The 21,141-nt window shown below is 65.7% G+C and carries 18 protein-coding genes; 16 read left to right on the top strand and 2 right to left on the bottom strand.

The window, feature by feature from the left end; genetic code table 11:
- Positions 1-49: 49 nt before the first annotated feature.
- Positions 50-595: a hypothetical protein gene (locus EAW56_RS03860; RefSeq protein WP_095535429.1), complete on the top strand. Its 546-nt coding sequence runs from the start codon at positions 50-52 to the stop codon at positions 593-595.
- Complete coding sequence (gene idi, locus EAW56_RS03855; protein ID WP_122085180.1) at positions 595-1,146, top strand: isopentenyl-diphosphate Delta-isomerase; 552 nt, start codon at positions 595-597, stop codon at positions 1,144-1,146. The genes EAW56_RS03860 and idi overlap by 1 nt, the downstream gene beginning before the upstream one ends.
- Here the strand turns inward: idi and EAW56_RS03850 are convergent.
- Positions 1,143-2,453, bottom strand: coding sequence for a carboxylesterase family protein (locus EAW56_RS03850; RefSeq protein WP_122085280.1), 1,311 nt, complete (start codon positions 2,451-2,453; stop codon positions 1,143-1,145). The two genes, idi and EAW56_RS03850, sit on opposite strands and share 4 nt — an antisense overlap.
- Before the next feature lie 19 nt (positions 2,454-2,472).
- Between EAW56_RS03850 and EAW56_RS03845 the strand changes: the two genes are divergently transcribed.
- Genes EAW56_RS03845 through EAW56_RS12665 form a run of 3 tightly spaced genes read left to right on the top strand, consistent with a single transcriptional unit; the run spans position 2,473 to position 4,872 of the window.
- Positions 2,473-4,497, top strand: a complete 2,025-nt coding sequence (locus tag EAW56_RS03845; protein WP_435383063.1) for a M3 family metallopeptidase — start codon at positions 2,473-2,475, stop codon at positions 4,495-4,497.
- Positions 4,498-4,520: 23 nt separating this feature from the next.
- Positions 4,521-4,724, top strand: a complete 204-nt coding sequence (locus EAW56_RS03840) for a hypothetical protein (protein WP_095547383.1) — start codon at positions 4,521-4,523, stop codon at positions 4,722-4,724.
- A 4-nt stretch (positions 4,725-4,728) separates the two neighbouring features.
- Positions 4,729-4,872 carry a hypothetical protein gene (locus EAW56_RS12665; protein WP_095275485.1) on the top strand — a complete coding sequence of 48 codons (144 nt, stop codon included), beginning with the start codon at positions 4,729-4,731 and terminating at the stop codon, positions 4,870-4,872.
- A 63-nt stretch (positions 4,873-4,935) separates the two neighbouring features.
- On the opposite strand, the gene malQ is transcribed toward EAW56_RS12665, so the two are convergent.
- Positions 4,936-7,080, bottom strand: a complete 2,145-nt coding sequence (gene malQ, locus EAW56_RS03835) for a 4-alpha-glucanotransferase (protein WP_244213344.1) — start codon at positions 7,078-7,080, stop codon at positions 4,936-4,938.
- Between the two features lie 100 nt (positions 7,081-7,180).
- Between malQ and EAW56_RS03830 the strand changes: the two genes are divergently transcribed.
- The 11 genes from EAW56_RS03830 (at position 7,181) to EAW56_RS03780 (ending at position 21,120) form a co-directional block, all read left to right on the top strand.
- Entirely contained in the window at positions 7,181-9,019 is a 1,839-nt protein-coding gene (locus EAW56_RS03830; RefSeq protein WP_122085178.1) for an AMP-dependent synthetase/ligase, read from the top strand.
- Positions 9,020-9,149: 130 nt separating this feature from the next.
- On the top strand, positions 9,150-9,818 hold the full coding sequence (locus EAW56_RS03825; RefSeq protein WP_122085176.1) for a hypothetical protein: 669 nt from the start codon (positions 9,150-9,152) through the stop codon (positions 9,816-9,818).
- Between the two features lie 9 nt (positions 9,819-9,827).
- Positions 9,828-10,979, top strand: coding sequence for a radical SAM family heme chaperone HemW (gene hemW / locus EAW56_RS03820; RefSeq protein WP_122085174.1), 1,152 nt, complete (start codon positions 9,828-9,830; stop codon positions 10,977-10,979).
- Positions 10,980-11,010: 31 nt separating this feature from the next.
- The gene (hrcA, locus tag EAW56_RS03815) at positions 11,011-12,030 is read left to right on the top strand and encodes a heat-inducible transcriptional repressor HrcA (protein ID WP_122085172.1); all 1,020 of its coding nucleotides are present in this window, start codon (positions 11,011-11,013) and stop codon (positions 12,028-12,030) included.
- Between the two features lie 62 nt (positions 12,031-12,092).
- Entirely contained in the window at positions 12,093-13,232 is a 1,140-nt protein-coding gene (gene dnaJ / locus EAW56_RS03810; protein ID WP_095546530.1) for a molecular chaperone DnaJ, read from the top strand.
- The gene (locus tag EAW56_RS03805) at positions 13,232-13,930 is read left to right on the top strand and encodes a 16S rRNA (uracil(1498)-N(3))-methyltransferase (RefSeq protein ID WP_095553576.1); all 699 of its coding nucleotides are present in this window, start codon (positions 13,232-13,234) and stop codon (positions 13,928-13,930) included. Before dnaJ ends, EAW56_RS03805 begins: the two co-directional genes overlap by 1 nt.
- 14 nt (positions 13,931-13,944) lie before the next feature.
- Positions 13,945-14,967 carry a PhoH family protein gene (locus tag EAW56_RS03800; protein WP_095537309.1) on the top strand — a complete coding sequence of 341 codons (1,023 nt, stop codon included), beginning with the start codon at positions 13,945-13,947 and terminating at the stop codon, positions 14,965-14,967.
- Positions 14,964-15,599: an rRNA maturation RNase YbeY gene (ybeY, locus tag EAW56_RS03795; protein WP_095546532.1), complete on the top strand. Its 636-nt coding sequence runs from the start codon at positions 14,964-14,966 to the stop codon at positions 15,597-15,599. The genes EAW56_RS03800 and ybeY overlap by 4 nt, the downstream gene beginning before the upstream one ends.
- A gap of 7 nt (positions 15,600-15,606) precedes the next feature.
- Positions 15,607-16,920 (top strand): hemolysin family protein, encoded by a 1,314-nt coding sequence (locus EAW56_RS03790; RefSeq protein ID WP_122085170.1) that lies wholly within the window; start codon positions 15,607-15,609, stop codon positions 16,918-16,920.
- Positions 16,921-17,685: 765 nt separating this feature from the next.
- Entirely contained in the window at positions 17,686-19,974 is a 2,289-nt protein-coding gene (locus tag EAW56_RS03785) for a hypothetical protein (RefSeq protein ID WP_122085168.1), read from the top strand.
- 81 nt (positions 19,975-20,055) lie between these two features.
- Entirely contained in the window at positions 20,056-21,120 is a 1,065-nt protein-coding gene (locus tag EAW56_RS03780; protein ID WP_095555086.1) for a 2,3-butanediol dehydrogenase, read from the top strand.
- Positions 21,121-21,141: the final 21 nt, after the last annotated feature.

Raw genomic sequence — 21,141 nt, 5'->3', positions numbered from 1 at the left:
TGATCGGCGCATTTCAGTGCAGTGCCACAACGAGGTAAAAGAGGCGTTTATGTCACACCGTTCGCAGCTCACCGCCGTGCTGCTTGCCGCCACGTCCGTCTTTGCGTTGTCCGCGTGCGTGAGCGGCAACGAGAGCGAGGAGGCGAAGGAATCTGAAATCGAGATCACGACGCCGACTGGCGCCCCCGCCCCGGAGTTCAAGGCTGAGGAGACCGACCCGCTGATCAGCGACGAGATCACGGGCGAGCGCGTGGAGGACCCGGCGATGGACCTCTCCTACAAGTGGCAGGGCACCAGCGCTGCGCCCGGTGGCGGCACCGTGGTCGTCGTGGCTGTGACCAACGAGAGCGAGGTCCCGATGCCCGCGGACACCCTCACCCCGAAGCTGCGCTACAACTCCGGCAACAACAACATGCAAAACGCCGACCCGATGAGCGGCGAGAACGCCGGCGTGGAGATCGTCGGCGTGGACCTGCCGCTCGGCCCCGGCGCCACCACGAACGCGAAGTACGCCTTCAACGTGTCCACCGGCAACCTGTGGGACGCCGAGTTCACCATCGGCAATGTCACCTTCAAGGGGAATCTGAACAACTAATGCGCGAGCAAGTAGTGCTTGTCGACGCCACGCGGACCCCAATCGGCACCGCCGACAAAGCCACGGTGCACACCACCGACACCCCGCTGCACCTCGCGTTCTCTTGCTGGCTGCGCAACGCCGACGGCGAGGTGCTGCTCACGCGCCGTGCGCTTTCCAAGATTGCGTGGCCCGGGGTGTGGACGAACTCCTTTTGCGGCCACCCGGGCCCGGGCGAAGCGGTGGCCGATGCGGTGCGCCGCCGCGCCACCGAGGAGCTGGGCATTGCTGCGATCGACGGGCTGACGGAGATCCTGCCGGACTTCCGCTACCGCGCCGTTGATTCCTCCGGCATCGTGGAAAACGAGTGCTGCCCGGTCTACGTCGCCCGTCTCGCGCCGGGCGCGGCGCTGAACGCCAACCCGGACGAGGTCGACTCCTGGGACTGGGTCGCGCCGGAGGAGCTCATCCGCGCCGTCGACGCCACCCCGTTCGTGTTCTCGCCGTGGCTCGTTGATGAGCTCACGGACCCGCGCCTGCGCCGCGCGCTCACCCGGGCCGGTTCGCACTAAAGCTCGTGAGCCACGGGGCTGAACGCGCCCCGCAGGTAGCCGAGCGGATCCGTCACCTCCTGCGCGCCCGAGCCGTCCAGCGCCACGCGCAGCGCGGTCCGCCCCGTCCCCGCGCGCGTGCCGCCGCTGTAGGGCTCCCACCCGACGTCGCCGCCGCGCACAAATTGGGTGAGCCACCGGTTGAGCCCGGTGCCGTAGGCGCCATCGGCGCCGAACGCGGGGGCGAGGTCGGCGGCGTGGTGCGCCGGGAGGTCGGCGCTGGCGACGAGCTCCGCCTGCCACACCGTTCCCGGCGCGCCCTCAGCAATGTCGTCGACCCAGCGGCGGCACATGGCGTCGGAAAGCAGGCGCCCCACCACGTGGCCCGGGTCCATGCGCGACGCCGCGCCGAGGTACTCGCCGGCGCGCCCCTTGGCCAGCCCCATGTGCCGGCCCAGCGCCCGCGCCACGGGGGTGGCCAGGGCGGTGCGGTCCGCAAACGCGCCGTTGGGGAAGAACTCGTCGCGGGTGGAGGTGACCACCAGGGGGACGCGAGCGAGCTTCGCGGGCTCCAGCGGGAACGGGCCGAGTGCGATGTCGGTGAAATACTGCGTGCGGAAGCGGCGGTAGGCGCGGTCGAACCGCTGCGGCGAGCGGTCGTAGAGCGGGTTGAGCTCCTCGCGCAGCAGCGCCCGTCCGAGCGCGCCGCGCGCCGCCCACCGGCGCGAGTCCATCCCGCGGCGCGGGAACACCGGCGACGCCGCCACCGCGCGACGGAACTCGCCCTTGTAGTGGTCGCGCCGGCACAGCCAGACGGCGATGTCCGCTCCGGCGCTTTGGCCCGCGACGGTGACGTTGGTGGGGTCCCCGCCGAACGCCTCGATGTTGCGCTGCACCCAGCTCAGCGCCGCCGCGCAGTCCTGCACGGCCCGGTACTGGCCGGGGGCGTCACCGCCCACCGGCAGCATCCCCGGAAACTTCAGCCGGTACCCCACCTGCACCAGGATGATCCCGTCGCGGGCGAAGGCGGGGCCGTTGGCGCGGTCATCGGCGTGGGTGCCCTCCTCGAACCGGCCGCCGTGGATCCACACCAGCACCGGCAGGTCGTCGTTTCTGCGAGCGCCCTCCGGGGCGGTGATGCTCAGGCGGGTGGCGTGGGGGAGGGGAGTAGTGGCGTCGATAAGCATGCCCGTGGGCGCTGGAGCGGGCGGGTCGAACGCGGCGGTGAAGCGCGCGTACGGGATCGAGTGGAATTCGCGGACTGCTCCGTCGCTGGTGCCGACGATTGCGCCGGCGGGACAAGTGACCTGAGTTTCGCGCGTAGCCATGCCGTAATCGTAACCGCCTATGATGGCCGCCATGACCAACCCACTGCTTGCCCCGTCGGAGCTGCCGTACCAGCTGCCGGACTTTGCCCACATCAGGCTCGCGCACGTCGAGCCCGCGTTTGAGGAAGCGCTCGCGCGTCACGACGCGGAGATCGCGGAAATCTGCGCGCAGGAGTCGCCGAACTGGGAGAACACCGTCGAGGCGCTCGAGCTCGCGGGGCAGGACCTATCGCGCGTGCTCGCCTGGTTCTTCAACCTGCAGGGGACTGACGCCACCGCGGAGTTTGACGCCGTGGCCGACCGCATCGTCCCGCAGCTGTCCGCGCACACGGACGCGATCTACCAAAACGCGGAGCTGTATTCCCGGCTGCGCGCGGTGGCGGTGCCCGATGACGAGGAGTCGCGGCGCCTGCACGAGCTGCTCGTGCGCCGCTTCGTCCGCCGCGGCGCGGACTTGGACGCGAACGGCAAGGCGCGCCTGGCGGCTATCAACGGGCGGCTGTCCGAACTCTCGGAGCAGTTCGGCCGCAACCTGCTCGCCGACACGAAGCGCCTCGCCGTGCGGCTCTCGCGCGACGAGCTCGCGGGCCTCAGCGAGGACCAGCTGCACGCGTTCGCGGCGGACGATGGGAGCGGCGAGTACATCGTGCCCCTCGAACTTCCCACGACCCAGTCGCTGCAGGCCGAGCTGGAGGACCCCGCCGCACGGCGCGCGCTTTTCGACGCCTCCCAGCAGCGCGGTGCCGAGTCGAACGTTGACATCGTAGTGGAGACGGTCACGCTGCGGCAGGAGCGCGCCAAGCTCCTGGGGTACGACACGCACGCGGACTACGTGATTGCGGAGGAAACCGCTGGCACCGCCGACGCGGCCCGCGCGTTGATCGCGGACCTGGCTCCGGCTGCCGCGGCGAACGCGGAGGCGGAACGCAAGCTCGCCGGCGAGCTCGCGCGGTCGCGCGGCGCGGATCTTGCGAGCCCCGATGGCCCTGACGGTGCGGACTGGCCGTACTGGGCGGCGCAGCGCCGCGCCGAGGAACTCAACTTGGACGAGGCCGAGCTGCGCAACTACTTCCCGCTCTGGCAGGTGCTGGAGGACGGCGTGTTTTACGCGGCGAACCTGCTCTACGGCATCACCGTCACGCGCCGCGCGGACCTGCGCGGCTACCGCGACGACGTGCAGGTGTGGGAGGTCAAGGAAGAAGATGGCACGGGTCTCGGCCTGCTGCTCACGGACTACTCGGCGCGCGAGACGAAGCGCGGCGGGGCGTGGATGAGCTCGTTCATGGACCAGTCCCGGCTCGCCGGCACGGCACCGGTGGTGGTCAACGTCATGAGCGTGAACAGCGAACTGCTCACCATCGACGAGGTCACTACCGTCTTCCACGAGTTCGGCCACGCGCTGCACGGTCTGCTCTCCAACGTGCGCTACCCGTCGCTGTCCGGCACCAACGTCCCGCGGGACTGGGTGGAATTCCCCTCGCAGATCAACGAGAACTACGCGTTTGCGCCCGAAATCGTGCGCAACTACGCCCGCCACGTGGACACCGGCGCGCCGATCCCGCCCGCGTTGCTCGAGTCCGTCCGCGCCGCGCGCCAGTTTGGCCAGGGTTTTGCCACCGCCGAGTACCTCGCCGCCAGCGCCATCGACCTCGAGTGGCATTCGCTTACCGACGCCACCCCGACCGACATCGACGCCTTCGAAGAGGACGTCCTGCGGCGCTACCACCTCGACGTTCCCGGGCTCACGCCTCGGTACCGCTCGACGTGGTTCAACCACATCTTCGCCGGCGGCTACTCCGCCGGGTACTACTCCTATCTGTGGGCCGAAGCACTGGACGCGGACGGGTACGACCTGGTGCAGGAGGGAGGCATCAACCGGGCGACCGGCGCGAAGTTCCGCGACGCTATCCTGTCGCGCGGCGCTGCGCGCGACTACACCGAGGCGTACACGGCGTTCCGCGGCCGCGAGAAAGATACGCGCCCGCTGCTCGTGCGGCGTGGGCTCGAGGGCACCGACATCGCGCCCAACACTGGGCGCGTGTAGGCGTACACGGAGGAGGGACCTTCATGTTTGCACTGAGCCCCTGGCTCCAGCTCCCGATCGTGCTTGCCGTCGCGCTGCCGGCGGCCGGGCTCGCCGCGTGGGCGATGCTGCGCGTGGCGGATTGGCTGGCGTTCTTGCGCGACAGAACTCGCGGGGCCAAAAGCGCCCAAGAGACCGGAAGCGCACACGGCGAAGTTTCGGCCGCGGCGGACAGGGAAGTACACTAGCGCCATGGCAAACCCGGAAGAATTGCGCAAGCAGGATCAGCGCCTGCCACGGCAGCAACGCAAGTACCCGCAGTCGCGGGTGACGCAGGCACTGTACGTGATGCTCGCGCTCGTCGTTATTGCGGCGATCGTCGGTAGCCTGGTGTAGCAGGCCGAGCCGGTCGAGCCCGCACCTGCGCGGGACCTGCGCCGGCGGCGCACAGCGGCCAAGCTAGCGCTGCGGCCGCCGCGACGCCTCTGCGACCCGGTGGAAGAGGGGGTTGGACGGCAGGGCGTCGATAAGCACCGGCTTCCCTGCGGCATCGGTGAGGGGGATACACCAGTTTGCGTACTGGTGCGCGTTGGTGCCCGGCTGGTTTTGGATGCGGCGGTCGCCCACCATGTCCACGAGGTTCGTGCACGTCATCGCGGACGGGGTCGAGGCGATGAAGCGGGTGAGTCCGACAAGCAGGTCATCCAGCGAGCCCGCGCTGTCGAACTCGCCGAGGTCGTACTGGGTAAAGTCGGTGTCCGCGAACGGCGTGCCCGCGAACGCGCCCTCGGCGCGCACCTGGTTGAGCACGCGGCCGATCCACACGCCGTCCTCGGCGTTGAGCTCTTCGAGCGACTCCGCGACCAGGCCCAGGCGGGAGCGCAGCTCGTTGTGCACGCCCTCCATGTAGCCGGCGGTCGGCGGCAGGTCGTGCGTGCCAACGGCGGACAGCGCCAGCGCCCGGTACTGGTCGGCCGGGCGTGGGTCGTCGGAATCGGTCGCCTCGAACCACAGGACCGTCGTGCCGAACACACCGGTGTCGCGCAGCACGTCCTGCACCCACGGCTCGAAGGTGCCCAGGTCCTCGCCGATCACCACGGCGCCTGCGCGCTGCGCCTCAAGCAGGAGGATGCCCACCATCGCCCGGTAGTCGTAGTTCATGTACAGGCCGTCAGCCGGCTTGTCCTCGCGCGGCATCCAGAACAGGCGGAACAGACCCAGGATGTGGTCGACGCGGATGCCGCCGGAGTGGCGCAGCACCGTGCGCAGCAAGTCGCGCCACGGGCCGTACCCCTGCTGGGCGAGTGCCTCCGGGTTCCACGGCGGTTGGGACCAGTCCTGCCCCTGCTGGGAGTACATGTCCGGCGGCGCGCCAACCGAGGCGTCGGCAACCAGCACATCAGCCAGCGTGTGCGCGTCCGCGCCGTCCGGGTGAATGCCCACGGCGAGGTCCGTCATGATGCCGATGCGCATGCCGGCGGCCAGCGCGCGGTCCTGGGCGACGCGGCGCTGCTCGTCCGCGATGAACTGCAGCCACATGTAGAACTGGATCGTTTCCTCGTCGGCGGCCTTCGCCGCGTGCTGGCCGTGCTCGACCGCGTCGGCCTGGACGGCGCACCACTCGCCGAACTCGCGCAGGCCCTCGCCCTCGTCCAGCGTGTACAGCTCGAAGTCGTGCGAGCGCCCCGGGTCCTGCTGGGACAGGTAGAACAGCTCGCGCAGGACCGCGAGCTTCACCTCAAACACGGCGTTGCGGTCCAGCGGGTCGGCGGTGTGGTTCATCGCTTTCAGCGGGCTGACCAGCTGGTTGACCTCCGCGCGCGTTTCCACGCCCAGTTTGGTGAACTCGGGGACCGCCTCGACGGAAATGTAAATGGGATTGACAAAGCGGCGCGAGGCGGGGAGGTACGGGGAGTCCTCCACCGGCGGGACGGGCTGCGCCGCGTGCACCGGGTTGATCAACAGGTAGTCCGCGCCCTCGGCGGCGACAGCCTCGGCGATGCGCGCGAGGTCCTCAAAGTCGCCGATGCCCCAGGACTGCGTGGAGCGCACGGAGTAGAGCTGCGCCATCACGCCGTACGCGGGCCGGCGCTCGAGCGCCTCGTTGGTGGTCAGGCGGGCCGGCACCACAATGAGCGGGCAGACCTCGTCCAGGTCGTCGGACTCCAGGTGCAGCTCGTGCCAACCTTCGGGCAGGTCGCCGGGGACGTGGAAGGTCGCCTCGCCCCAGACGGTGCCGTCGGCGGCGGTGGTCGGCGGCGCCCAGTTCTCGTCCTGGTAGGCGTCGCGCGAGGACCCGTCCTCCAGGCGGATCCAGCAGTGCGCGTAGTGGCCGTCCTTGACGTGGACGTTGAAGTGTTGCTCCCCGCCCGCGGTGGCGACCACAGTCAAGGGGAGGGGGCGGGTCGCCAGGGCGGTCGCGCGTGCGTCGATAAGCTCCTGGAGCTCCTGGTCTGAGGGGGATTCAGACAGCGGCACGCCGATTGCGCGCAGCAGTTTCATGAAGGACTGCGCCGGCGGCGTGATCAACTTCCCTACGTCGGATCGGTAGGACGTGCCGAAGCCGTACGACCGGGCGAGTGACAGCAAAAGTTCTTCATTCATCACAGTGAACACAAGGCATATTGTGCCAAACGTGCCGCGCGCTCGCCCGGAGCGGGGCCAAGCAGCTGTTGACGCGGTAGGGTGAGGGCTTATGTCACAGATGTCACAGAATTCTTTCACCACGGACCTCGGATTCGAGCTCGACGCGTCGGAAAACTGCCTGAGCCAGCTGGTCACGCTGTGCACGGAGCACCCGCACACGGTGCTGTTTTCCCGCCCGCGTAACTACGACTGGGTGAACGTGACTGCCGGTGAGTTCCTCGAAGAAGTCTATGAGGCGGCGAAGGGCCTGGTGGCGGCTGGTATTGAGCCCGGCGACCGCGTGGCGATCCTGTCGGCGACTCGCTACGAGTGGTCGCTGATGGACTTTGCCATCTGGGCAGCCGGGGCGGCGTCGGTGCCGATTTACCCGTCGAGCTCGATGTCGCAGATCCAGTGGATTCTGGAGGATTCCGGCGCGAAGCTGGCGCTGACGGAGACGCGTGATCATACGCAGCTGATCAGCTCGTTCGTGCTGCAGGAGGATGGCACGCCGCGGCTGGCGGGCTCCACGTCCCAGCTGCGCAAGGTCTATGAATTTAATGCCTCGGGCGTGGAGACGCTCAAGTTTGAGGGGCGCGAGGTGGAGCAGTCGCTTATCGACGCCCGCGTGGCCGCCATCACCCACGACGACATCGGCTCGATCGTCTACACCTCGGGCACCACCGGCCGGCCGAAGGGCGTGGAGCTCACGCACGGCAACTGGGCCTACCAGACCTGGGCGCTGATTAAGAACGAGATCGGCGAGGTCGCCGTGCCCGGCAAGCGCGTTGTCACCTTCCTGCCGCTCGCGCACGTGCTGCAGCGCGCGGTGTCGCTGGCGCTGGCGATGGCGGGCGCGACCCAGTCGCACTGGTCCGACACCTCCACCCTCACGGTGGAGCTGCAGCGTGCCCGGCCGAACATGGTGCTCGGCGTGCCGCGCGTGTTTGAGAAGGTGCGCAACGCCGCCTACAACAAGGCCGCTGACGGCTCCGCCGTGGGCAAGCGCGTCTTCCTCGAGGCCGAGCGCGCCGCCATCGAGTACTCCAAGGCGCTGGATACGCCGGAGGGGCCGAACCGCGTGCAGAAGGCGAAGCGGAAGGTGTTTGAAAAGCTCGTCTACTCCAAGCTCAAGGACGCCATGGGCGGCGCCGTGACCTACGGAATCACGGGCGGTTCCGCGATGAGCGCCGAGCTGTCGCACTTCTTCCGCGGGATGGGCGTGCCCATTTATGAGGGCTACGGGCTGACCGAGACCTGCGCCGCGGCGTGTGTGAACAACAAGGTCGGGCAGAAGATCGGTACCGTCGGCCCGCCGGTCAACGGCTACTCGGTGCGGATCAACGACGACGGCGAGATCGAGTTCTCCGGCCCCGGCGTGTTCAAGCAGTACTGGAACAACCCGGACGCCACGGCCGAGGCGTTCGACGAGGGCTGGTTCAACACCGGCGACCTGGGCGAGGTGGACGACGAGGGCTTCGTGCGCATCACCGGCCGCAAGAAGGATCTCATTGTCACCGCGGGCGGCAAGAACGTTTCGCCCGGGCCGATGGAGGAGATCATCCGCCAGGACCCGCTGATCTCCAACGCGCTCATCGTCGGCGACGGCAAGCCATTTATCGGCGTGCTGGTCACGCTGGACGAGGACGAGCTGGCCCGCTGGAAGGCCACCCACAACATCCCGGAGCAGAAGAAGCTCTCGGAGCTCGCCCAGGACGCCAGCCTGCGCGCGGAGGTGCAGGACGCGATCAACATGGCCAACGCGACCGTTTCGCACGCCGAGGCGATTAAGAAGTTCCGCATCCTGGACCGCGACCTCTCCGAGCGCGACAACGAGATGACGCCGACGATGAAGGTCAAGCGCAACGTGGTCTTCCAGCGCTTCCGCGAGGACATCGACAAGCTCTACGAGCGCTAGCGCCCGCCGGGGGCGGGGTGGGTGCGGCGTAGCTTCGGCGCGCCTTCCGCGCCGGAGCGCGCCCGTGCCTTAGCATTGCTCCCAGCAAATCCGTAACTCGTCCTGAGCAATACAAAAAGGGGGCTTGTCCGTGCACAAGACGGCTGCAATGCTGCGGCACCGCGAGCTCACGCAGGAGATTTACAACATCGGCGACGAGGTCGCCGAGTACATCGAGCACATTGCAGAGGCCGTCGCGGACTATGACGGCGAGCTCACGGACGACTGCCTCGCTGAGTTTGTGGAGATCGCCGACGACGCCCGCGTGGACGCGCGCCGCGTGGTCGGCGAGCTCATCGGCTTGCGCCAGGCACTGACCTCGGGGATGCGCGCGGGCGTCCTGTCCGCCTCCGCCTGCCCCGAGGAGAAGGTCCCCGAGCCGGAGCTTCTCGACGCCACCGGGCTGGAAGAGCTCTTCCCGCTTTCTGCGCCGTTTTCCGTGCAGACGATGGAGGACGCGCTCACCGGCCGCACCGACCTCACCGTCCAGCACCTCACCGAGATTGTCGCCTACACCCTCGAGCAGACCGACATGGTCGCGCGCGAGCTCGGCGCGGTGAGCCTGCCGCACCTTTACGCCACCGTGGCCGAGCTGGTCGAGGCTGCCGTCGAGGGGTGGGTGGAGACCGTGTGCGTCGACCACCCGGCGTTCGTGCGCACCATGCGCGGAACCAACCCGCCGGAGTTTTTGGACGAGCGCGCCCGCATCAACCGGATCGTGGAGAAGGTCGCGGCGAAGCGCTCCCGGCGCGGTGCCTAAACTGGCCGCATGGCTGAACACGACTCTTTTGGCGTCTACCTTCACGTCCCGTTCTGCGCGACCCGTTGTGGCTACTGCGACTTCAATACGTACACGCCCACCGAGGTAGCGTCCTCGCACGCGGAGTACCTGGACGCGATCGAGCGCGAGCTGGAGCTCGCCGCCGCGCGCACCGCCGCCGAGCGGGGCGAGCGCACCCCGCCGCGCGCGGACACTGTGTTCGTGGGCGGGGGCACCCCGTCGCTGCTCGGCGCGGACGGACTGTCGCGTCTGCTGGGCGCCGTCCGCAACACCTTCGGCCTTGCGCCGAACGCCGAGGTCACCACGGAGTCGAACCCGGAGTCCACCAGCCCCGGCTACTTCGCGGGGCTGCGCGAGGCCGGCTTTACTCGCGTCTCGCTCGGGATGCAGTCCGCCTCCACGCCCGTACTCAAGGTGCTGGATCGCACGCACACGCCGGGGCGCGCTGTCGCCGCTGCCCGCGAGGCGCTCGCCGCCGGGTTCGACCACGTCAACCTGGACATGATCTACGGCACCCCGACGGAAACGGACGACGACGTGCGCGCGACGCTCGACGCGATCCTGTCCACGGGCGTGGATCACGTGTCCGCGTACTCGCTCATCGTGGAGGACAGCACCGCGATGGCGCGCAAGGTGCGCCGGGGCGAGCTGCCGGCGCCCGAGGAGGAGGTGTACGCGCGCCGCTACGAGTTGATCGCCGAGGCGCTCGAGGGCGCGGGGTTTGGCTGGTACGAGGTGTCGAACTGGTCGAAGCCGGGCGGGGAGTGCCGGCACAACCTGCTGTACTGGCGCGATGGTCAATGGTGGGGCGCGGGTCCGGGGGCGCACTCTTATATCGGCCGCGAGCGCTTCGCCAACGTGAAGCGCCCAGAGCGTTACGCCGACACCCTGCGGGGTGGCGACCTGCCAATCGGGTTCACGGAGACGGTGACGGATGCGGAGCACCACGACGAGCAGGTGATGCTCGGCCTGCGGCTCAAGGAGGGTATCCCTGCCGGCTGGGTAGGGGAGGGGGCGCGCGAGGTCGTCGACAAGCACGTGCGCGGCGGCCTGCTCACCGCGGGCGAGCGCATCGCGGTGACGGATGCGGGCCGATTGCTTGCCGACGGCATCGTGACCGATATTCTGGCCGCCGAGTAGGATAGCTGGCAGTCGATGAGAGGGAGTGCTAATGAGTGCTGCTGATGACCGCCGCAAGGCGGTGCTGCGCGCAATCGTTGCAGACTACATCGCGCAGCAAGAACCAGTCGGATCGAAGGCACTGGTGGAGCGCCACGGGCTCGGCGTGAGCTCGGCGACCATCAGGAACGACATGAGCGTGCTGGAGCAACAGGGCTACATCAGCCAAACCCACACCTCCTCCGGCCGCGTCCCCACGCAGGCCGGGTACCGCGCGTTCGTGGACGCGCTGCACGACGACGTCAAACCGCTCTCCGTCTCCGAGCGCCACGCCATCCTGGACTTTCTCGAGCACGGCGTGGACCTCGAGGACGTGCTGCGCCGCAGCGTCCAGCTGCTCGCCCAGCTGACCAACCAGGCCGCGGTGGTGCAGCTGCCCAACCTCGACCTGTCGCGCGTGAAGCACTGCGAGGTCGTCTCGCTCACCCCGACGCGCCTGCTGCTGGTGGTCATCACCGACACCGGGCGCGTTGACCAGCGCAATGTCGAGCTCAAGGGGCCGCTTGTCGACGCCCACGTGCCCGTCCTCCGCGACCTCCTCAACGACGTTCTCGTCGGCCGGACGATGCGCGAGGCCGCCGCCGGGCTGTCCACCCTGCACGCGAGGGCGCCGCGGGAACTCGCCGACGCCGTCGGGCGCTGCGCCGCCGTCCTCGTGGACACGCTGGTGGACACGACCGCGGACCGCCTGCTCATCGCCGGCGCGGGCAACCTGACCGTGCACCGGCTGGCGGACCTGCACAACGTGATCGAGGCCCTGGAGCAGCAGGTCGTCGTGCTGAAGCTCCTGGCCAGCGCGCAAGATCTGGAGCGGGTGTCCGTGCGGATCGGGCGGGAGAACGAAAACGAGGAATTTTCCCAGGCCGCGATTGTTACTACTGCATATGGCGCGGGCGACGAGGCACTTGGCGGACTCGGGGTGGTCGGTCCGACGTACATGGACTACCCCGGTACGATTCAAAAGGTTGCCACCGTGGCCCAATACATTAGCCGCATCCTGCGGGGCGAATAGCAGCCGCGACCAGCGGGCGAAGCACTTTTTCACACTTCTATAAATCTGAAAGGGTAAATACTTTGGCACGAGACTACTACGGCATTCTCGGCGTCGACCGGGAAGCCACGGAGCAAGAGATTAAGAAGGCGTACCGCAAGCTCGCCCGCAAGTACCACCCGGACGTGAACCCGTCCGAGGAGGCAGCGGAGAAGTTCGCGGACATTTCGCTGGCGCAGGAGGTCCTGCTGGACCCGAAGAAGCGCAGCATTGTGGACCGCGGCGGAGACCCAATGGAGCAGGGCGGCGCGGCCGGGCCCGGCGGCGGCTTCGGTGGATTCGGCGGCGTCGGCGACATCTTCGAGGCGTTCTTCGGCGGGGGTGGCGCGGGTCGCGAGCCGCGTTCGCGCGTGCAGCCGGGCAACGACGCCCTGCTGCGCACCCAGATCACGCTGGAAGAGGCGTTTGCCGGCGTGAAGAAGGACGTCACCGTGGACACCGCCGTGTTGTGCAACAAGTGCCAGGGCTCCGGCTCCGAGTCGGGCGCCAAGCCGGAAACCTGCGACTACTGCCAGGGACAGGGCGCGGTGCAGGAGATGCAGCAGTCCTTCCTGGGCAACGTGATGACCACCCACGAGTGCCCGAAGTGCCACGGCTACGGCGAGATTATTAAGGACCCGTGCCGCCAGTGCGCCGGCGACGGCCGCGTGCGCACCACCCGCGACCTCACCGTGAATGTCCCGGCCGGCATCGCGTCCGGCATGCGCATCCGCATGGCCAACCAGGGCGAGGTCGGCCACGGCGGCGGCCCGGCGGGCGACCTCTACGTGGAGGTCCACACCGCCCCGCACGCCGTCTTCGCCCGTGAGGGCAACGACCTGCACCTGCAGCTGCGCGTGCCAATGTATGACGCTGCGCTTGGCACCGATCTGGCCGTGGAGAACTTGGCCGGCGAGCAGACCACCATCCAGGTTCCGGCTGGCGTGCAGCCGGATGAGGAGATCGTCCTGCACGGCGAGGGCATGCCGCGCCTGCGGGCCGAGGGCGCGGGCGACATGGTCGCGCACGTGAAGGTGGTCGTGCCGACCGACCTGAATAAGGACGAGCGCGCCGCGCTGGAGCAGCTGCGCGAGTCGCACGACGACGAGGCGCGCGTGCACTCCAGCGAGGAGTCCGGCGGGGAAAGCTTCTTCTCCCGCATGCGTGGTAAGTTCCGCCGCTGATGAGCCTGCCGTACTTTTACGCCGCGCAGCCAAGCTCCGGCGAGCTCGACGGCGCCGAAGCGAAACACGCCCACGTCAAGCGCATCGGCCCGGGGGAGCACATCATGCTTGTCGACGGCCACGGCAACGCCGCCGAAGTCGTCGTCCGCGACTGCTCGCGCGACCGTGTCGTCGGCGACGTGGTGGCCGAACACACCGAAGCCGCGCCCACGCCGCGCGTCACGCTCGTGCAAGCGGTGCCGAAGTCGGAGCGCGCCGAGCTGGCCGTCGACCTCGCCGTGCAGGGCGGCGCGGACGCCATCATTCCCTGGATCTCGCACCGCACCATCGCGCGGTGGGGGAACGACAAGCAGGCGAAGCAGGTGCAGAAGTGGCAAAACCAGGCAGCCGCCTCCGCGAAGCAGTCGCGCCGGGCGTGGCTGCCTAAGGTCCACGACGCGGTGACGACCAACCAACTCAAGGACCTCATCGCCGGCAAGCCCGCGGTCGTGCTGCACGAAGATGCGACCGACTCCATCAAGGACCTTAATTTCGGCGAAGAGGTCTTCCTCATCGTCGGCCCGGAGGGCGGCATTGGCCAGGATGAGTTAGATTTGCTCGGAGCCCACCCCGTGCGGATGGGGCCGCAAGTCCTGCGCACAGCGAGCGCCGGGTTCGCGGCACTTTGCGCCATCGGCGCGTTGACGTCTCGCTGGTAGTGTTGAGGAGCAGCATGCAAAATCCAGTTACCCGCAAACTCGAATTGGACTCCGCCTACGCCCAGGCCGTCCTCGGAGTCAACGACGGCAACCTGCGGGTCCTCAACCGGCAGCTCGCCGCTGACATCCACGCGCGAGGCACGACGCTGACGCTGCGCGGTGCCGAGGCGGACGTGGCCTACGCGGCGCGCGTCGTCGATGAGCTTGAGTCCATGGCGCGCCGTGGCGTGCCGGTGGACCCGGACTCCGTCGTCCACGCCGCCCGCATTATGGAGACGGACACGCCAGAATCCGCGTCCGAGATCCTCGGCGCCGAGATCGTCGCCCGCCGCGGCAAAGTGATCCGCCCCAAGACCGCGGGCCAGCGCCAGTACGTCGACGCGATTGATGAGCACACCATCACCTTCGGCATCGGCCCCGCCGGCTCCGGCAAGACCTACCTGGCCGTGGCGAAGGCGGTGCAGGCGTTGCAGGCCAAGGAGGTCAAGCGCATTATCCTCACCCGCCCCGCCGTGGAAGCGGGCGAGAAGCTTGGCTTCCTCCCGGGCACGCTGAACGACAAAATCGACCCGTACCTGCGCCCGCTCTACGACGCGCTGCGGGACATGTTGGACCCGGAGATGATCCCCAAGCTCGTCGACGCCAACATCATCGAGGTCGCCCCCCTCGCCTACATGCGCGGTCGCACCCTGTCGGACGCGTTCGTGATCCTGGACGAGGCGCAGAACACCACCGGTGCCCAGATGAAGATGTTCCTCACCCGCCTGGGCTTCCGCTCGAAGATGGTGGTCACCGGCGACATCTCGCAGGTGGACCTGCCGCGCGGCACCGTGTCCGGCCTGCGCGTTGCCCGGCGCATTCTGTCCAACATCGATGACATCGCGTTCCAGGAGATGCGCGGCGAGGACGTCGTGCGCCACCACCTGATCTCCCGCATCGTCGCCGCGTACGACCGGCACGATGCCCAGAATTCGATGCGCTACGAAAAGCGCCAGCAGGAGCTTGAGCGCGAGCGCGAGGAGGAAGCCAGCCAGTGAGCATTGAAGTTCTCAACGAGTCCGGCGAGGCCGACGTCAACGAGCAAATGCTTATCGACGTTTGCTCGTTCGCCCTCCAAACCATGGACGTCCACCCGGACACCGAGGCCACGATCACGCTCGTGGATGAGCCGACGATGGCCGATCTCCACGTCCGCTGGATGGACCTTGAGGGCCCGACCGACGTGATGAGCTTCCCCATGGACGAGCTGACCCCGGGCGGCGGCCGCCCCGACGCGACCCCACTGGGCGCGGCGATGCTCGGCGACATCATCCTGTGCCCGGCGTTTGACCGCAGGCAGGCGGAGATGGCCGGCCACGATTTGGCGCACGAGCTCGCGCTGCTTACTGTCCACGGTGTCCTGCACCTGCTCGGCTACGACCACATCCAGCCCGCCGACGAGCGCGAGATGTTCGCGCTGCAGAACGAGATCCTCGCCGACTGGTACGACTCCATGACCGCGCGCGGGGTGGAGTACCAGCCGAAGCCGACCGGGGCGCACGCGTTCCCCTCCGCCGCTGACCGCGAGGAGCTCGACCGTCTGATGCGTGAGCGCGAGGCGCAGCACGCAGACCCCCACAGCCCCCACGGCACCCGCGGCCCCAACGCACCGACCCAGAACGAGAACTAACACCTCAATGCACAACACCATTTTCTACGGCATCATCGCGCTCGCGGCGATGCTGTTGTCCGGCCTTCTTGGCTCCGTCGAATCCGCCCTGACCCCGGTCTCCCGGGCGCGTGTGGAAAACATGGTGAAGGACGAGGTCGCCGGCGCGCCGGCGCTGCTGCGCGTGGTCAACGCGCGCGCGAACCACGTCAACATGCTCGTGCTGCTGTCTACCACGCTGGACATCACGGCGGCGGTGTTCGCGGCGATCACAGCCATGGACCTCATTGACGCGGAAGGCTGGGCGATCACCGCGGCGATCGTGGCGGTAGCGCTGCTGCAGTTCAGCATCATCGGCGTCTTCGCCCGCACGGCTGGCAAGCGCAACCCGTACACCATCTCGCTGAAGGCGGCCCAGTGGCTCGTGGTGTTCCACGCGGTGCTGGGCCCGGTGTCCCGTTTCCTGATCAAGCTGGGCAACCTGTTCCACCCGGGCGCGGACTTCCGCGACGGCCCGTACGCCACCGAAGTGGAGCTGCGCGAGGCCGTTGACATTGCGCAGGAGAAGGGCGTGGTGGAGACCACCGAGGGCCGCATGATCCAAAACATCTTCGACCTCGCGTCCACCCACGCCCGCCAGGTGATGGTGCCGCGCCCGGAAATGATCTGGATCGAGAGCGAAAAGACGGCGCGCCAGGCCACGAGCCTGATGGTTCGCTCGGGTCACTCGCGCGTTCCGCTCATCGGCGAGAGCGTCGACGAGATCGTCGGCGTGGCCTACCTCAAGGACATGTTCGGCGACAACGGTGCCCCGGTCGACGCGTCGACGCAGCTGACCGGGCTGATGCGCGATCCGCTGTTCGTGCCGGAGTCGAAGCCGCTGGATGAGCTGCTCAAGCAGATGCAGCAGCAAAACACGCACATCGCTATCGTCATTGACGAGTTCGGCAACGTGGCCGGCCTCCTCACCATGGAGGACCTGCTGGAGGAGATCGTCGGCGAGATCACCGACGAGTTCGACGAGGACGAGGACGCCCCGATCGAGCAGATCGGCGAGCGCCAGTTCCGCGCCCAGTCCCGCCTGCCGCTCGATGACTTGGTGGACTACCTCGAGGACCACTTCGATTACGAAGTCGAGTTCGACGACGAGCTCACCGACTCCGTGGACACCCTCGCCGGCCTACTGTCCTACCAGCTTGGCCGCGTCCCGCTCCCGGGGTCGTCGACGGTGATCGACGGCGTGCGCTACACCGCCGAGGGCGGCTTCGACCGCCGCGGCCGCATCAAGACGAGGACAGTGCTTATCGACGTCCCCGAACCCCCGAAGAGCCGCTGCCTGTGACCAATGACTAGGTCCATTGCATCAGGTGTTTCCACTGCAGAGGCTAGCTCGAAGAAAGCAGCGAAGAGGATAGCTTGTGTGGGCGGCTCTTCGAGTCGGTACGTTCATCAGCGGGTAATCTCACGAAGCTTGCACGTACGTCTCCGCCGTCGCCGATAGAAATTCCCGTATAAAGTCCGGCGACCTGGGCATCACGATACGCGGCAGCTCCAGAATCCCCGGGCATCCCGATCCCTTCGGTAGTCGTGAAAAAGGCGGAGTCAGTGGATTCCAAAACTATCCCGCAACGCTCGCCTAGGGCCCTCGATTGGTAACACACCCGGTCTCCAACTTTCGGTGGCTCTTGGCTCCATGAGGGGCCTGCAGAAGCAAGCCATGAAAGCGCGGGAATCGAGGCGTAACCCCAATCGTGAGTACCATCTTGCCCGTGAGACGTGAATTTTCCTCGATAGCCGATAAGTTCCATAACATCGCCATTGGTTCCGCAGTGGCCCGCTGTGTAGGCCCGTCCAATCGCAAAATTTACGAAGCCCGTGGTGCAGGTGTTTCCGGTTCGAGTGTTTGCTACTTCTAGTGACGGGAATCGCTCGGCCTCAAGCGTCGAATGAGTGACATTCGTGAAACCGCTTAACAGCGCAACTAGTGGGAGGACCAGCTTGTTCACCAACATTTGTTGAGGAAGTCCTTTGCCATTTGGAGAGAAACTTTAGGAACATCAATTTATGATAAAGAAGTTCTTGTAGTTGTATCTGAAAGACTTGGATTATGGGCTTCAATCACCGATCGGGGATCGCGGTAGGAGCGACGATCACCTTACTGATTGGCATGACGAATCCTGTCTCTGCCGGGGCGCAGGAGCAGGAATTTCCGGTCGTAGAAAGCTATGCAGCGCCTGTCGTAGACTTTTCGCAACCCGTCCGCATTGAGGGCAACGAACTCGTCCTCATGGGGAACCGTATCCCGCTGGTAAACGTAGCCGTTGGGTCGGCACTTGCGGTTGGAAGCATGGTCGGGATTGGTGTTTTGATTGCTCGGGCTGGAGGCTGCTCAGGGTCGAGCAATGGTGATGGTGGTTCGACTGCTTGTGGAAATGGTAGCCAGCGTCGCACCACGCCAAAGTTTGGCGGTGACACCATCTACGACGATGACGGAGACCAGGCGAGAGTCAATCCATTGGCGCGGGGCGCAAACTCTGAAGAGACCAAGCTGCTTTTCCCTAGAGGCGAAGACCAGGTAGGCGAAATGATCTCTTTGCCTACAAGCACGATTACGGACCTCGGATTAGTCGAAGGAACGGTCCTTTCTCTTCCTCCGAGTGAGGCTTTTCCTGTCGGTCAGCTCGTCAAGATTTCGGATGTGGAATCCGCTGGAGAAGACACGACCTTCGCTACCGCTCAAGCTGATCTAAGTGACATAATTCTGGAGACTGACGGAGAGTTCTCATTGACTGGAACTCCTGGAAAGTTTGAAGTTGAACCCGCGCCGAACACCGATCTTAGAGTTGTCGGTTCGAACGATGGCTACATTCCTCACGACAGTGGAACGAAAGAGATTAAGACCTTCGAATACAAGAAGGACCTCAAGCCAGAGGTTGCCGAGAATGTCCAAGAGCACATCGATGACTTCTCGGTGAATGGTTCGATAGGTCTGGAGGCGGAGTGGACCTTTGACAAACCACTTTTGAAACCAGCTGACTATTCTCTCGCCATTACAGATTCTGTGAGCACGGACTTCACCTTGAAGGCATCACGAGAGTTTGATTTCGACAAGAAAGTGGTGTTCGGAAAGGCAAAAGGCCAATTTTGGTTTTTCCCGGGTGGCGTACCGGTTGTTCTGAATTGGAAATCCGACATTGGTTTTCGAGCGAACGCTTCTGTTGAAGGAGAATTTTCTTTCCAACCAAGCCTTTCGCACACCCAGCGAATCGGTGTGCAATACGCGGAAGGTGAAAATGGTGGTGATGGCAAGATCGAACCGATTTTAGATCTCACCCAGAAGCCCGAAGTGAATGGCGAACTTCCTGAAATGACCGCTAAATCCTCGATAGCAGGTGGTCCAGAACTCACATTAGAAGCAACAATGTACCGCCTCATTGGCGTAGGGGGTGCTGCCTGGCTAAAGCTTCAAAGCGATTTGGCGTACGACCTCATGTCGCATGTGCTGAGCGGATCCACCAAGTGGATTTTCAAACCGGACCTGGAAGCCTTTGTACAGCCTCTGACCGAGCACGGAAGACAATCGAAAAAATTCCCTATCGAAGAGTTTACGATTTGGGAGGAAAGTGGCGAATCGGGTCTCGTGGGAAATGAGACGGAGCCTTCGCAACCGACGGATACAACTAAAGCACCCGAACCGGAAAATGAAGATAGTAGAGATGGTCGCACACTTACAGGCGTTGTCCGCGCTAAGACAGTCAAACAGCTTACTGGCAAGGTAGAGGGCCCAAATGGAGAATCTTCGAAGAGTCGCTTCTATGTCTTGGAGCTAGACAAACCGACGGCTCTTACCGGGAAAAAGCTTCAGGACACTCTGACTCGGGAGAATCAGACAGAAGTTTCGTTGGGAAGCTTTGAGGACTTCGGGAATGCGTCATATGGCCCTATCCACGGAGAAGGAGATTGGCCGTCGCTGGTGGGCAAGAAGGTTGAAATTACAGTAGATCCGGAGAAATCCTGGTGGCAGACGGATGCAGGGATGCCTTTGGGGCTCCTGCGCGTGTCGAGCAAGGGCGCGGTCACCAACGTGAAGTTGGTGAAAACTGGAGAGTGCTCTACAGCGGCTCTGACCGAGACGCTGCCGGGTATGGATCGCCCTTCGGTAACTTGGTGCGACGGGAATTTTGCCAGGGTTGGTCAAAAGAACACTGACTGGATAATAAACCTCGAGCACAAGGACGGCACCTGGACTGAAATGAGAGCTGCCGGTACTCGAAAGTATGGTTTGGCGTCACCGTGCTACCGCGAAGAAGATTTGCAGGCTGCGCTGATGCCGCGTGAATATCGAGAGCAGCTGTTGAAGTGCTCCGCAGAGGATGTCGGTTACTTTCCTCACTAGAACGCAATCTCTACCATCTCGCAACAAGAATCTGAGTAAGATAGTACCTGTCAGTTTTTCCTCTTGAAAGGGGCTTTTCCAATGCGTGCAGTGCGCTACTACGGTCAGAAAGACATCCGCGTCGAAGAGATTGACGCGCCGGAGGCGGGCAAGGGCGAGGTGCTCATCGACATCGCCTGGTGCGGCATCTGCGGCACCGACCTGCACGAGTACCTGGAGGGGCCAATCTTCTGCCCGAAGCCGGGCCACCCGCACCCGATCACGGGCGAAGAGCCGCCGGTCACCCTGGGCCACGAGTTCTCCGGCGTGGTTTCGGCGCTGGGCGAGGGCGTGGACGACCTGGAGGTCGGCCAGCACGTTGTCGTCGAGCCGTACGTCCTGCCGGATGACGTCGACCCGAAGAAGCCGGGTCCGTACAACCTGCACCCGGACGTCAACTTCATTGGCCTGGCTGGCGGTGGCGGCGGCCTCTCCGAGAAGATTGCGGTCCAGCGCCGCTGGGTCCACACGATTTCCAACGACATCCCGCTGGATGAGGCTGCCCTGATCGAGCCCCTTTCCGTTGCCCACCACGGCTTCTCCGCCGCAGACGCGAAGGAAGGCGACGTGGCCCTGATCGGCGGTGCCGGCCCGATCGGCGTGCTCACCGCCGCGGTGGCGAAGGCATACGGCTGCACCGTGGTCATCTCCGAGCTCTCCGAGCTGCGTCGCCAGAAGGCGCTCGACGCCGGCGTGGTCGACTACGCCATCGACCCGAGCAGCCAGGACCTCAAGGAAGAGATCATGAAGATCACAGACGGCAAGGGCGCGGACATCGCTTTCGAGGCCACCTCCGTGAACGTGGTGCTGGACCAGCTGGTGGACTGCCTGAAGCTCAAGGGCACCCTGGTCGTGGAGTCCATCTGGTCCAAGAAGGCATCGCTGGACATCCACAGCGTCGTCATGAAGGAGCTGACGCTGCGCGGCATCATCGGCTACGCACACGACCACGAGCAGACCATCAAGCTCGTCGAGTCCGGCAAGATCGACCTCAAGCCGTTCATCACCGGCAAGATCGGTTTCGACGGCGTGGTCGACGAGGGCTTTGACACCCTGATCAACCGCAACGAGACCGCGGTGAAGATCCTCGTCTCTCCGGAGCTGTAGAGAATATTAGGAAATTCTCGG

The sequence above is a fragment of the Corynebacterium gottingense genome, assembly GCF_003693265.1.
GTDB classification, from domain to species: domain Bacteria; phylum Actinomycetota; class Actinomycetes; order Mycobacteriales; family Mycobacteriaceae; genus Corynebacterium; species Corynebacterium gottingense.
The sequence above is the reverse complement of the archived record's forward strand: the minus strand, read 5'-3'. Positions and strand labels throughout refer to the sequence as shown.